This window comes from Nocardia harenae NBRC 108248, from assembly GCF_001612885.1.
Classification (GTDB): domain Bacteria; phylum Actinomycetota; class Actinomycetes; order Mycobacteriales; family Mycobacteriaceae; genus Nocardia; species Nocardia harenae.
Genome location: NZ_BDBH01000007.1, coordinates 1 through 12660 on the forward strand (window position 1 = coordinate 1; position 12660 = coordinate 12660).

Here is a 12660-nt window from a genome sequence, read left to right on the forward strand (position 1 = left end):
GGAATGGTCGGGGCCTTCGGCCGTTTCCGGGGCGATAATCTACACTCGTCCCGGTGCGCCTTGTGATTGCCCGTTGCCAGGTCGACTACGTGGGGCGGCTGACCGCCCACCTCCCGATGGCCCGCCGGCTCCTCATGATGAAAGCCGACGGCTCGGTGCTGGTCCACTCCGACGGTGGCTCGTACAAGCCGCTGAATTGGATGAGCCCGCCCTGCTGGGTGGAGGAGCGGGGGACGGACACCCCGGAGTTCCCGGAGGGCGCACAGGCGCTCTGGGTGGTCACCAACAAGGCCGGGGAGCAGCTCCGGATCACCATCGAGGCGATCGAGCACGACTCCTCCTATGACCTCGGCATCGACCCGGGGCTGGTGAAGGATGGCGTGGAGGCGCACCTGCAGGAGCTGCTCGCCGAGCACGTGCAGACCCTCGGCACCGGCTACACACTGGTGCGGCGCGAGTACATGACCGCCATCGGGCCGGTGGACCTGCTCTGCCGGGACGCCGCGGGGTCGACCGTGGCGGTGGAGATCAAGCGCCGCGGTGAAATCGACGGGGTCGAGCAACTCACCCGCTACCTCGAATTGCTGAACCGCGACCCGCTGCTCGCCCCGGTCGCTGGGGTGTTCGCGGCGCAGCAGATCAAGCCGCAGGCGCGGACGCTCGCGGAGGACCGCGGGATCCGCTGCCTCACCCTCGATTACAACGCCCTGCGCGGCACGGAGAGCAACGAGTTCCGGCTCTTCTGAGTTCGGCCGCTACCCTGGGCGGCATGTCCCGCAGGAAAGCTCGTGCAGGCCGTCCGACGGATTCGCCGCGGCCGCTCGGCGACGTGTTCGGGCGCAGCGAGCCGGGGCCGGACGGGGACGAGGTCTACACCGTGCGGACCATTCCGGGCAGCCGCGCGCTCAAGCCGTACCGCTGCCCGGGGTGTGACCACGAAATAGCCCCGGGCGTGGCGCACGTGGTCGCCTGGAACGCCTACGGCGGGGAGGACGACCGGCGGCACTGGCACCGGGGCTGCTGGGAGGGGCGGGGGACGCGGCGCATCACCCGCCGGTGGTCGTGAAGCTCGTGCCGGCGATACCAGCGCGAAGGCCGCCCCTGCTGGGACGGCCTTCGCGGGTATTACATCGTCGCCGTCACGTCGGACCCGACGTCAGTTGCTGACGTTGGCGTTCTCCCGCTCCTCGACGACATCGTCGTCCTCGTCGGCGGCTTCCTGGATGGCCTTGGGGCGGGTGCCCGCGACCGGCTTGGCGCCATTGCCGATGGACTTGCGGGGCTGCTGCTCCGGGGCGCCGTCGAGCAGCTCGCTCTCCCGGTTGACCGCGGCGAGCATCGCGGGCACCGAGTCGAGCTGACCGCGGATGCCGAGCAGCTGGGCGAGCACCCGCCCGCGCAGCACGCGCATCTCCTCGGCCAGTTCCTTGGCGTGCGCGATCTTGCGATCGGAGGTCTGGGTGGCCGACGAGATGAGGCGGTTGGCCTCGTCCGTGGCGTCCTTGATCCGCTGCGCGGCCTCGGCGCGGGAGGTGGCCTCCAGCTCCTCCATGGCGCGGGTCAGCTTGGTGCGCCGCTCCGCCATGGTGACCTCGAAGTCCTGCTGCGCGGCCTTGCGCTTGGCCTCCGCCTCCTTGGCGATGCGATCGGACTCGGCCTGCGCGGCCTCGATGATCTTGCCGGACTCGGAGCGCGCGTTGGCGAGCGTCTGCTCGTACTCGATCTCCAGCGCCTCGCGCTTCTCCTTGGTCTCGGAGAGCAGCGACTCGTACTTGCCCCGCATCTCGGTGGCCTGCTGCTCGGCGATGGAGACCATCTCGGCCGCCTCGGCCTGCGCCAGGGCGCGGACCTCGGAGGCCTCGTCGGAGGCGAGCCGCAGCATCCGGGAGATCCGGTCGGACATGCCCTCGGCGGTGGTGGGCGGCACCGAGAGACGGTCGACCTCCTTGCGGAGCTCGTCGATCTCGTCCCTGGCATCCTCGAGCTGGGCTGCGAGGTTGCGGGCCTGAGCGGCGGCCGCGTCGCGGTCGGTGGCGGTGACGCGCAGCTCGGCATCGAAACGGTCGAAGTAGTTACGCACCTCGTCTTGCGCATAACCCTTGCGCACAACGGTGAAGGGGAGCGCAACGAAGCGATTGCGATCGGACTCGGGTGACGACATGGCACACAAACTACAGCGTGTTGGGGATTGATGGTGACTCGACCGGGAAGGAGATTTCGCCGATTTTCCCGGTCAGCCCTTCGATACTAATTCGTGACATTTGCGTTCGGCTGCACCAACTCGATCAGCACACCCCCGGCATCCTTCGGGTGGACGAAGTTGATGCGGGAACCCGCCGTCCCGCCGCGCGGCTCGGTGTACAGCAAACGCACGCCGCGATCGCGAAGATGTGTTGACACGGCCTCGATGTCGGTGACGCGATAGGCCAGCTGTTGCAAGCCGGGACCGTTGCGATCGATGAACTTCGCGATGGTCGAATTCTCGTTCAGCGGAGCCAGCAGCTGGATGGCGGTGGCGCCCGCGGGGGCGTTCGGCAGCGAGAGCATCGCCTCGTGCACGCCCTGCGCCTCGTTCACCTCCCGGTGCGTCTCGATCATGCCGAGGTGCTCGGCGTACCAGGCGACGGCGGTGTCCAGATCGGGGACGGCGATGCCGGTGTGGTCCACCGCGACGACGTAGTCGCCGGGGACGAACACGGGGGAGGTGGTGGCGGGTTCGGTTACGTTGCTCACGTACTCGACGGTAGCGCGGCACCGTCCGGCAGGTGGTGCGGCCGTACCGGTTACCGTGGAGTACGAAACTCGACAACGAATGTGAGGCTCGTCGTGACCACTTCCGTGATCGTCTCCGGTGCGCGCACCCCGGTCGGGCGGCTGCTCGGCGGCCTCAAGGATTTCAGCGGCTCGGAGCTCGGCGGTTTCGCCATCGAGGCGGCGCTGGAGCGCGGCGGGGTGGCGCCGGAGCTGGTCGAGTACGTGATCATGGGCCAGGTGCTCACCGCGGGGGCGGGACAGATCCCGGCCAGGCAGGCCGCGGTGGCGGGCGGCATCCCGATGAGCGTGCCCGCGCTCACCCTGAACAAGGTCTGTCTCTCCGGCATCAATGCCATCGCGCAGGCCGACCAGCTGATCCGGGCCGGGGAGTTCGAAGTCGTGGTCGCGGGCGGGCAGGAGTCCATGAGCCGGGCGCCGCACATGCTGGAGAAGAGCCGCGAGGGGTTCAAGTACGGCGACGTCACGCTGCGTGACCACATGGCCTACGACGGCCTCTACGACATCTTCACCGACCAGGCGATGGGCGCGCTCACCGAGCAGCGCAACGCCGGTGACCAGGCCGGCTTCGTGAGCCGCGAGGAGCAGGACGCCTTCGCGGCCGCCTCGCACCAGCGCGCCGCCGCGGCCTGGAAGAACGGGCTCTTCGACGACGAGGTGGTGCCGGTGGCGGTGCCGCAGCGCAAGGGCGACCCGATTCTGATCGGTCAGGACGAGGGCATTCGCGCCGACACCACGGCGGAATCGCTGGCCAAGCTGCGGCCCGCGTTCAGTAAGACCGGCACCATCACCGCGGGCAGCGCCTCGCAGATCTCCGACGGCGCGGCCGCGGTGGTCGTGATGAGCAAGGCCAAGGCGGAGGCGCTCGGGCTTTCCTGGCTGGCCGAGATCGGGGCATCCGGCGTGGTCGCCGGGCCGGACTCGACGCTGCAGGACCAGCCGGCCGATGCCATCGTCAAGGCGTGTGCGCGGGAGGGGATCGCCCCCGCGGAGCTGGATCTGATCGAGATCAACGAGGCGTTCGCGGCAGTCGGGATCGCCTCCACCCGGAAGCTGGGGATCGATCCGGCGAAGGTGAATGTCAACGGTGGCGCGATCGCGATCGGGCATCCGCTCGGGATGTCGGGGGCACGGATCCTGCTGCACCTCGTGCTGGAGCTGAAGCGGCGGGGTGGCGGCGTCGGCGCCGCCGCGCTGTGCGGTGGCGGTGGCCAGGGTGATGCGCTCATCGTCCGGGTCTGATTGTCCGTTGTGACCGGATCGACTACGACTTGCTGTAGTTGATCCGGCACAATGTCGGCATGAACTTCTTCGACCTGCGCAGCGTTGCCGGTAGGTTCCGCTTCTTCGCCGTGCTGGAGGCGCTGTCCTGGCTGGGCTTGCTCATCGGCATGGGCTTCAAGTGGATTCCGTGGCTACTGTCGGGCACGGGGACGTACGGCAGCGAGATCGGGGTGAAGATCTTCGGCCCGATCCACGGCGCGATCTTCGTGCTGTTCGTGCTCTCCGCGCTGCTGGCCGCGCGCGAGCTGCGCTGGAGCCGGAAAACGACGGCGCTGGCGCTGATCTCCAGCATCCCGCCGTTCTGCACCGTGCTGTTCGAGGTCTGGGCAGTGCGTACCGGGCAGCTCGGCGAGCTGAGCGCGCCCGGCACCCGCGAGGACGAGCAGCTCGCCGGGGCCACCTCGTAGATCGGATGGTGACGACCCGCGGGGTCGTGACAAACTGAATCCGTGACCAGACCAGCCAGTCGTCGTCCCTCGCCCGCCGTTGCCGCTGCCATGTCAGGGGCGGTTGATCTGTCCAGCCTCAAGCAGCCTCCGGCCGGTGCGTCGGGCGGCGGCGGTGCGGGCGACTACGCCGTCGGGGAAGCGGATTTCGAGACGAAGGTGCTGCGCCGCTCCACGCAGGTGCCGGTGGTGGTGGTGCTGTACTCGCAGCGCAGCCCGGGCAGCGTGGAGCTGGTGCGGCTCTTCGAGCAACTCGTCGCCGAGAGCGGGGGCAGCTGGGATCTCGCGGCCGTCGAGGCCGAGGCCAATATGCGGATAGCGCAGGCGCTGCGGGTGCAGGGGATCCCCACCGTGGTCGCGATCGCGGCCGGGCAGCCGCTCGCCGATTTCGAGGGGGTGCAGCCGGAGCCGCAGGTGCGGCAGTGGTTGACCGCGGTCGTCGATGCCGTCGCGGGGAAGCTCGAGGGGAACGGGGAGCCGGGGGAGGCGGAGCCGGTCGAGGATCCGCGGTTCGTCGCGGCGGAGGAGGCGCTGGAGCGGGGGGATCTCGCCGGGGCCGAGGCGGTGTACGAGGGGATCATCGCGGCCGAGCCGGAGAACGATGAAGCCAAGGGGGCGCTGCGGCAGTTGCGGTTCCTCGGGCGGGCGCAGGGGCTCTCGCCGGATGTCGTCGCTGTTGCCGACGCCGATCCGTCGAATGTGGAGGCGGCTGTGCAGGCGGCGGATTTCGAGCTGTTCAATCAGCAGCCGGAGGCGGCTTTCGCGCGGTTGATCAACACGGTCAAGGTGACGGCGGGTGATGATCGCACTGCCGCGCGGACTCGGCTGCTCGAGCTGTTCGAGTTGTTCGATCAGGCGGAGCCGTTCGTCGTCGCTGCGCGGCGGAAGCTCGCTGCCGCGCTGTACTGACGGTCCCGTCACGGTGACGGGGGGATCCCGGGCCCTGCGGGCCCGGACCCGCCCCCGCTCCGCGGGGTAGGTGGCCCGCTCGGCGCACGCGAATGGCCCGCCCGCCCGCTGCGGGGCAGGTGGCCCGGTCGCCCGCTGCGGGGCAGGTGGCCCGGTCGGCGCGTTGCGGGGCAGGGGCCGGTCGGCGCGCTCGCTCGTCGGGCCGCGGGTGCCGGCCGCGCGGCGATAGCGGCCACCGGGCCTTCTGCCGGCCGGAGCCGGGGCCGAGGAGCGGGTGGCGCTCGCCCCTCGGAGCGGGGTTCGGGGCCGCCAGGCCCCGAGAAATAATTACTTTTCCGGAGCGAGCCAGATGGCGGTGTTGGGGGCGAGGGCAACCGTGGCACTGGCGGGACGCCCGTGCCAGGGGTGCGGCTCGGCGGTCACCCCGCCGAGATTGCCGACACCCGACCCTCCGTAGTCGGCGGCATCGGTATTGAGGATCTCGGCCCAGCGGCCGGTGTGCGGGAGACCGACGCGGTACGAGCCGTGCGTGGAGCCGGAGAAGTTGAAGACGCAGGCCACGACGGAGCCGTCGGATCCGTAGCGAAGGAATGCCAGGACGTTCGAGGCACTGTCGTCCGCCTCGATCCAGGAGTACCCGCCGGGCGCGGTGTCCTGACTCCAGAGCGCGGGGCGCGAACGGTAGGTGGCGTTGAGGTCGCGGAGCACGCCGAGGATCCCGGCGTGCAGCGGGTTCGCCAGCTCACCCCAGTCCAGCCCGCGCTCGTGCGACCACTCCCGGAACTGCCCGAAGTCCTGGCCCATGAAGAGCAGCTGCTTGCCCGGGTGCGCCCACATGTAGGCGAGCAGGGCGCGCACCCCCGCCGCCTTGGCGAAATCGTCGCCGGGCATGCGGGTCCAGAGCGTGCCCTTGCCGTGCACCACCTCGTCGTGGCTGATCGGCAGCACGTAGTTCTCGCTCCACGCGTACACCAGCGAGAAGGTGACCTCGTTGTGGTGCCAGGAGCGGTGGATCGGGTCGCGCCCCAGGTAGCCGAGGGTGTCGTGCATCCACCCCATGTTCCACTTCATCGTGAAGCCGAGCCCGCCGACCTCGGTGCCGCGGGTGACCCCCGGCCACGCCGTCGACTCCTCCGCGATCGTGACCACCCCCGGGTGCGCGCGGTGCAGCGTGGCATTGAGCTCCTGCAGGAAGTCGACGGCCTCCAGGTTCTCCCGGCCGCCGTGGATATTCGGCTCCCACTGCCCGGCGCCGCGCGAGTAGTCCAGGTAGAGCATGGAGGCGACGGCGTCCACCCGCAGGCCGTCGATGTGGAACTCCTCGACCCAGTACAGCGCATTGGCGACCAGGAAGTTGCGCACCTCGTTGCGGCCGTAGTCGAAGACGTAGGTGCCCCAGTCGAGCTGCTCGCCGCGGCGCGGGTCGGGGTGCTCGTAGAGCGGGGCGCCGTCGAAGCGGGCCAGCGCCCACTCGTCGCGCGGGAAGTGCGCGGGCACCCAGTCCAGCAGGACGCCGATGCCTGCCGCGTGCAGCCGGTCGACGAAGGCGCGGAAATCGTCGGGGCTGCCGAAGCGCGCCGTCGGCGCGTAGTAGGAGGTGACCTGGTAGCCCCAGGAACCGCCGAACGGATGCTCCGCCACCGGCAGCAGCTCCACGTGCGTGAACCCGGCGTCCGCGACGTACTCGGCGAGCTGGTCGGCGAGCTCGCGGTAGCCGAGCCCCGGCCGCCAGGAGCCGAGGTGCACCTCGTAGACGCTCATCGGCGCGGCGGTCGGCTCCGCGGTGGCGCGGGCCGCGATCCAGGCCGCGTCCTGCCAGGTGTAGCTGCTCGTCGCGACCACGGAGGCGGTGGCGGGCGGCGGCTCGGTGGCGAAGGCGAGCGGGTCGGCGTGGTCGACGGTGCGGCCGTCGGCGCCGTGCACCCGGTACTTGTACCTGGTCCCCGGCCCGACGCCGGGGACGAAGAGTTCCCAGACCCCGGACGCGCCGAGCGCGCGCATGGGCGCGCTGTTCCCGCTCCAGCTGTCGAAGTCGCCGATCACGGTGACGCCGCGCGCGTTCGGCGCCCACACCGCGAACGAGGTGCCGGTGACCTCGCCGTCCAGCGTGGTGTAGCGGCGCGGGTGCGCGCCGAGCACGTCCCAGAGCCGCTCGTGCCTGCCCTCGTTGATCAGGTGCAGGTCGAGGTCGCCGAGGGTGGGCAGGAAGTGGTAGCCGTCGGCGCTCAGCACGGTCTGGCCACCCTGGTAGGTGGCGAGCACGCGGTAGTCGTCGAGCCGCGGGTAGGGGAGCACCGCGGCGAAGACGCCGTGACCGAGCGATTCCAGCGGATGGTCGGTGCCGCCGACCCGGATGGCGACGCGCTCGGCGTGCGGGCGCAGCACCCGGACCACGGTGCCGTCGGCATGGGCGTGCGCGCCGAGGACGGTGTGCGGGTCGTGGTGCGTGCCCGCGGCCAGCAGCATCAGATCGCGGCGCTTCATCGCAGCGTCCGGCGCTGGGCGAGCTGCGGGCGCAGCCGCTGCGGCACCGAGGGCAGCGCGAGGATGTGCGCGACCGCCTGCGGCGGGTCCAGCCGCACGTAGTTGGTCTGGCCCCAGTGGTACTCCGCGCCGGTGACCTCGTCGACCACCACCGGGCGATCGTGCCACTCCCGGCCGATGGCGGGCAGGTCCAGCGAGACCAGCCCCTGCTCGGCGCCGAACGGGTTCAGGTTCACCACCACGAGCACCGCGTCGCCGGTGGCCGGGTCGAACTTGGAGTAGGCGATGAGCGCGTCGTTGTCCACGTGGTGGAAGTGCACGGAGCGCAGCTGTTGAAACGCGGGGTGCCCGCGGCGGATCTCGTTCAGCCTGGTCAGCCAGGGTTGCAGGGATTCGCCGCGGGCCAGTGCGCCGGCGAAGTCGCGGGGGCGCAGCTGGTACTTCTCCGAGTCCAGGTACTCCTCGCTGCCGTGGCGCACCGCCTCGTGCTCGAAGAGCTCGAAGCCGGAGTAGACGCCCCAGCTGGGGGCCAGCGTGGCGGCGAGCACCGCGCGGATGGCGAACATCCCCGGCCCGCCGTGCTGGAGCGATTCGTGCAGGATGTCGGGGGTGTTGACGAAGAGGTTGGGCCTGGCCTCGTCGGCCTTGGCGGCCAGCTCCTCGCCGAACTGGGTGAGCTCCCACTTGGCGACCCGCCAGGTGAAGTAGGTGTAGGACTGGCTGAAGCCGCGCCGGGCCAGGCCGTAGAGCCGGGCCGGGCGGGTGAAGGCCTCGGAGAGGAAGATCACGTCCGGGTCGTCGGCGCGGACCGTGGCGATCAGCCACTCCCAGAAGTCGGCGGGCTTGGTGTGCGGGTTGTCGACCCGGAAGATCCGGACGCCGAGCGCGATCCAGTGCCGGACCACGCGCAGGATCTCGGCGTAGAGGCCGTCCGGGTCGTTGTCGAAGTCGATCGGGTAGATGTCCTGGTACTTCTTCGGCGGGTTCTCGGCGAAGGCGATGGTGCCGTCCGGGAGCGTGGTGAACCACTCCGGGTGCGCGGCGACCCACGGGTGGTCGGGGGCGCACTGCAGCGCGAGGTCGAGCGCGACCTCGAGGCCGAGCTTGGTGGCCGCGGCGACGAACGCCTTGAAATCGCGGACGGTGCCGAGTTCGGGGTGCAGCGCGTCGTGGCCGCCCGCCGCCGAGCCGATGGCCCACGGCGAGCCGACGTCGCCGGGCTCGGCGATCAGCGAGTTGTTCGGGCCCTTGCGGTTGACCTCGCCGATCGGGTGCACCGGCGGCAGGTAGACCACGTCGAAGCCCATGGCGGCGATCCGCTGCAGTTCCTTGGCCGCGGTCTTGAAGGTGCCGTGCACCGGGTTGCCGTCGGCGTCCCGGCCGCCGGTGGAGCGGGGGAAGAACTCGTACCAGGAGCCGTAGAGCGCGCGCCTGCGCTCCACGTGCACGGTGTGCTGCGGGCCGCGGGTGACGAGTTCGCGCAGCGGGGTGGCGCGCAGGATCTCGCCGATATCGGTGGCGAAGGCGGGGGCGACCCTGGCGGGTAGCTGGGCGTCCGAGCGCAGGGCGGTGGCCACCGCGCGCAGCTTCTCGAACTGCTTCTTCGGAACGGCTTGCGCGGCGCGGTCGAAGAGGCGGGCGCCGATCTCCAGGTCGTTGGCGAGGTCGGCGGCGGTCTGGCCGACGGCGAGTTTCTTCTCGACCGCCGAGCGCCAGGTGGCGACGGGGTCGCTCCAGCCCTCGATCCGGAAGGTCCAGATGCCGGGGGTATTCGGGATGAAGGCGCCGTTGAAGACGTCCGGCTCCAGGTCGGGGGTCATCCGGCTGCGCACCGCGCGGGACGAACCCGGCGCGCGCACCGTGAGCGTGGCGGCGACAGCGTCGTGCCCCTCGCGCCAGACGACCGCGCGGACCGGGAAGACCTCGCCGACGGCGGCTTTCGCGGGGCGGTTGCCGGGGATTGATGGGGCGGTGTCGTCGATGGCGATGCGGCCGGTCACGCGGACCAACCTACCGGGTGGGTGGCGTGGTCACCGGGTACGCGCGCAGCGCTCGGGTCGATTCCGGAAATCGCCATGTCAGCAGTGCCCTGAGCGCTTCGCGCACGTCCTGTCGATTCCCCTTGATCCGTGTAGGGTTCCGCGGGTGAAGGCATTGCGTCGATTCACCGTCCGTGCCCATCTGCCCGAGCGCCTGGCGGCGCTGGGGGAGCTCTCCACCAACCTGCGGTGGTCCTGGCACTGGCCAACGCAGGATCTCTTCGCCGAGCTGGATCGGGAGCGCTGGGCTGAGCTCGGGCACGATCCGGTGCGCATGCTCGGCGAGGTCTCGCCGGCGCGGCTGGACGAGCTGGCGGCCGACGCGGAGTACGTCCGCCGGGTCGACGCGGCCGCGGGCGATCTGCGTGCGTATCTCGAGCGGCCCGCCTGGTTCCAGCGCAATACCGAGGGCGACGGGGTGCGCGGGATCGCGTACTTCTCGATGGAGTTCGGCATCACCGAGGTGCTGCCGAACTACTCCGGTGGGCTCGGGATCCTGGCGGGTGACCACCTCAAGGCCGCCTCCGACCTGGGCTTGCCGCTGATCGGGGTGGGGCTGCTGTACCGCAGCGGGTACTTCAGGCAATCGCTCTCGGCGGACGGCTGGCAGCTGGAGCACTATCCGGCGCTTGACCCGCAGGGGTTGCCGCTGCGCTTGCTGACCAGCGACGGGTCGCCGGTGCTGATCCATGTCGCGGTGCCGGACCAGCGGGTGCTGCGGGCGCGGGTCTGGGTGGCGCAGGTCGGCCGGGTGCCGCTGCTGCTGCTCGACTCCGATATCGCGGAGAACGACCCGGAGCTGCGCGCGGTCACCGACCGGCTGTACGGCGGCGACCAGGACCACCGGATCAAGCAGGAGATCCTGGCCGGGATCGGCGGGGTGCGCGCGGTGCGCGCCTACACCCGGGCCACGGGGCTGCCCGACCCGGACGTCTTCCACATGAACGAGGGGCACGCGGGGTTCCTCGGGGTCGAACGGATTCGCGAATACGTCGCCGGCGGAATGGATTTCGACAGCGCGCTGACAGCGGTGCGGGCGGGGACGGTGTTCACCACGCACACCCCGGTGCCCGCGGGCATCGACCGCTTCCCGGCCGAGCTGGTGCGGCGCTACTTCGGCGGCGCGCACGGCGAGGCGGAGTCGGCGCTGCTGCCTGGGCTGGCGGTGGATCGGATTCTGGCGCTCGGCCGGGAGAACGACCCGGCGGTGTTCAATATGGCGCACATGGGGTTGCGGCTGGCGCAGCGCGCGAACGGCGTCTCGAAGCTGCACGGCGAGGTGAGCCGGGAGATGTTCGCGGGGCTCTGGCCCGGCTTCGACCCGGCCGAGGTGCCGATCGGCTCGATCACCAATGGCGTGCACGCGCCCACCTGGGCCGCGCGCGAGTGGCTGGAGAAGGCGCGCGAGCTGATCGGCGCGGAGTTCGTGCAGGAGTCGCGGGGCTGGGAGCGGCTGCGCGATGTCGACCCGGGTGAGCTCTGGGCGACCAGGAACACGCTGCGCGCGGGGCTGGTCGCCGAGGTGCGGCGCCGGGTGCGCGCCTCCTGGCTGGAGCGCGGCGCCGCCCCGGCCGAGCTGGGCTGGGTGGACGAGGTCTTCGATCCGGGGGTGCTGACCGTCGGGTTCGCCCGCCGGGTCCCGACCTACAAGCGGCTCACCCTCATGCTGCGCGATCCGGAGCGGCTGCGTGCGCTGCTGCTGGACCCGGAGCGGCCGGTGCAGCTGGTGGTCGCGGGCAAGAGCCACCCGGCCGACGACGGCGGGAAGGCGCTGATCCAGCAGGTGGTGCGGTTCGCCGACGAGGCGGAGGTGCGGCACCGGATCGTCTTCCTGCCGGACTACGACATGTCCATGGCGCGGCACCTGTACTGGGGCTGCGACGTCTGGCTGAACAATCCGCTGCGGCCGCTGGAGGCGTGCGGGACGTCGGGGATGAAATCCGCGCTGAACGGCGGGCTCAACCTCTCCATCCGGGACGGGTGGTGGGACGAGATGTACGACGGCGAGAACGGCTGGGCCATTCCGAGCGCGGACGGGGTCGCCGACGAGCACCGGCGCGACGACCTGGAGGCAGCGGCGCTCTACGACCTCTTCGAGCGGACGGTCGCGCCGCGCTTCTACGACCGGGATGCCGCCGGACTGCCCGCGCGCTGGGTCGAGATGGTGCGGCACACGCTGCAGACGCTGGGGCCGAAGGTGCTGGCCTCGCGCATGGTGCGGGATTACGCGGTGACCTACTACGGTCCGGCGGCGGACTCCTTCGGGCGGGTCGCGGCGGACGGGTTCGCCGGGGCGCGGGCGCTGGCCGAGTACCGGCGGCGGGTCGAGCAGGCGTGGCCCGGGGTGAAGGTGGTGCAGGTGGACAGCGCGGGGCTGCCGGATACGCCGGTGATCGGGGCGCCGCTCTCGCTCACGGCGCGGGTCGACCTGGCCGGGCTCGGGGTGGGGGACGTCGCGGTGCAGGCGGTGTTCGGGCGGGTCTCGGCCGCCGACGAGCTCTCCGACGTCACCGCGGTGCCGATGGCGCACGCCGGCTCCGACAACGGGCTCGAGCTGTTCACGGTGGAGACGCCGGTGCCGCTCTCGGGTGCGGTCGGGTACACGGTGCGGGTGCTGCCGCACCACGAGCTGCTCGCCTCGGACGGCGAACTCGGATTGGTCACCGCGCCCAACGCGTGATCTCGGGGTACAAACCCTGGAGCGGATGGTTCACGAGGACGGAGAG

At 71.0% G+C, this 12660-nt stretch carries 10 protein-coding genes; 6 read left to right on the forward strand and 4 right to left on the reverse strand.

Going from position 1 to position 12660, the window contains the following annotated elements; genetic code table 11:
- The first annotated feature begins 53 nt into the window (after window positions 1-53).
- Complete coding sequence (nucS, locus tag NH2_RS15630; protein WP_067654203.1) at window positions 54-746, forward strand: endonuclease NucS; 693 nt, start codon at window positions 54-56, stop codon at window positions 744-746.
- A gap of 23 nt (window positions 747-769) precedes the next feature.
- The gene (locus NH2_RS15635) at window positions 770-1066 is read left to right on the forward strand and encodes an Rv1322 family protein (RefSeq protein ID WP_067654205.1); all 297 of its coding nucleotides are present in this window, start codon (window positions 770-772) and stop codon (window positions 1064-1066) included.
- Window positions 1067-1156: 90 nt separating this feature from the next.
- Here the strand turns inward: NH2_RS15635 and NH2_RS15640 are convergent, their stop codons facing one another.
- Both NH2_RS15640 and mce read right to left on the reverse strand, forming a co-directional pair.
- Window positions 1157-2161 (reverse strand): hypothetical protein, encoded by a 1005-nt coding sequence (locus tag NH2_RS15640; RefSeq protein ID WP_067654206.1) that lies wholly within the window; start codon window positions 2159-2161, stop codon window positions 1157-1159.
- Window positions 2162-2247: 86 nt separating this feature from the next.
- The gene (mce, locus tag NH2_RS15645) at window positions 2248-2733 is read right to left on the reverse strand and encodes a methylmalonyl-CoA epimerase (protein WP_067654209.1); all 486 of its coding nucleotides are present in this window, start codon (window positions 2731-2733) and stop codon (window positions 2248-2250) included.
- Between the two features lie 93 nt (window positions 2734-2826).
- On the opposite strand from mce, the gene NH2_RS15650 reads away from it, so the two are divergent.
- From NH2_RS15650 to NH2_RS15660, 3 genes are all read left to right on the forward strand, one after another.
- The gene (locus tag NH2_RS15650; protein WP_067654211.1) at window positions 2827-4014 is read left to right on the forward strand and encodes an acetyl-CoA C-acetyltransferase; all 1188 of its coding nucleotides are present in this window, start codon (window positions 2827-2829) and stop codon (window positions 4012-4014) included.
- Window positions 4015-4073: 59 nt separating this feature from the next.
- Window positions 4074-4463, forward strand: a complete 390-nt coding sequence (locus NH2_RS15655; protein WP_067655639.1) for a DUF3817 domain-containing protein — start codon at window positions 4074-4076, stop codon at window positions 4461-4463.
- A gap of 90 nt (window positions 4464-4553) precedes the next feature.
- Window positions 4554-5411 (forward strand): tetratricopeptide repeat protein, encoded by an 858-nt coding sequence (locus NH2_RS15660; RefSeq protein WP_067654213.1) that lies wholly within the window; start codon window positions 4554-4556, stop codon window positions 5409-5411.
- A 327-nt stretch (window positions 5412-5738) separates the two neighbouring features.
- On the opposite strand, the gene glgB is transcribed toward NH2_RS15660, so the two are convergent.
- Together glgB and NH2_RS15670 are read right to left on the reverse strand one after the other, a co-directional pair.
- The gene (gene glgB / locus NH2_RS15665; protein ID WP_067654215.1) at window positions 5739-7895 is read right to left on the reverse strand and encodes a 1,4-alpha-glucan branching protein GlgB; all 2157 of its coding nucleotides are present in this window, start codon (window positions 7893-7895) and stop codon (window positions 5739-5741) included.
- Window positions 7892-9895: an alpha-1,4-glucan--maltose-1-phosphate maltosyltransferase gene (locus NH2_RS15670; protein WP_067654217.1), complete on the reverse strand. Its 2004-nt coding sequence runs from the start codon at window positions 9893-9895 to the stop codon at window positions 7892-7894. Before NH2_RS15670 ends, glgB begins: the two co-directional genes overlap by 4 nt.
- A 145-nt stretch (window positions 9896-10040) precedes the next feature.
- Between NH2_RS15670 and glgP the strand changes: the two genes are divergently transcribed.
- Window positions 10041-12614 carry an alpha-glucan family phosphorylase gene (gene glgP / locus NH2_RS15675; RefSeq protein ID WP_067654219.1) on the forward strand — a complete coding sequence of 858 codons (2574 nt, stop codon included), beginning with the start codon at window positions 10041-10043 and terminating at the stop codon, window positions 12612-12614.
- Window positions 12615-12660 lie beyond the last annotated feature (46 nt).

What these genes read in the sequence shown, in the direction of transcription:
- NH2_RS15655 (WP_067655639.1), top strand. Translation starts at nt 4,074, where the DNA reads ATGAACTTCTTCGACCTGCGCAGCGTTGCCGGTAGGTTCCGCTTCTTC.
- NH2_RS15640 (WP_067654206.1), bottom strand. Translation starts at nt 2,161, where the DNA reads ATGTCGTCACCCGAGTCCGATCGCAATCGCTTCGTTGCGCTCCCCTTC.
- NH2_RS15660 (WP_067654213.1), top strand. Translation starts at nt 4,554, where the DNA reads ATGTCAGGGGCGGTTGATCTGTCCAGCCTCAAGCAGCCTCCGGCCGGT.
- glgB (WP_067654215.1), bottom strand. Translation starts at nt 7,895, where the DNA reads ATGAAGCGCCGCGATCTGATGCTGCTGGCCGCGGGCACGCACCACGAC.
- NH2_RS15635 (WP_067654205.1), top strand. Translation starts at nt 770, where the DNA reads ATGTCCCGCAGGAAAGCTCGTGCAGGCCGTCCGACGGATTCGCCGCGG.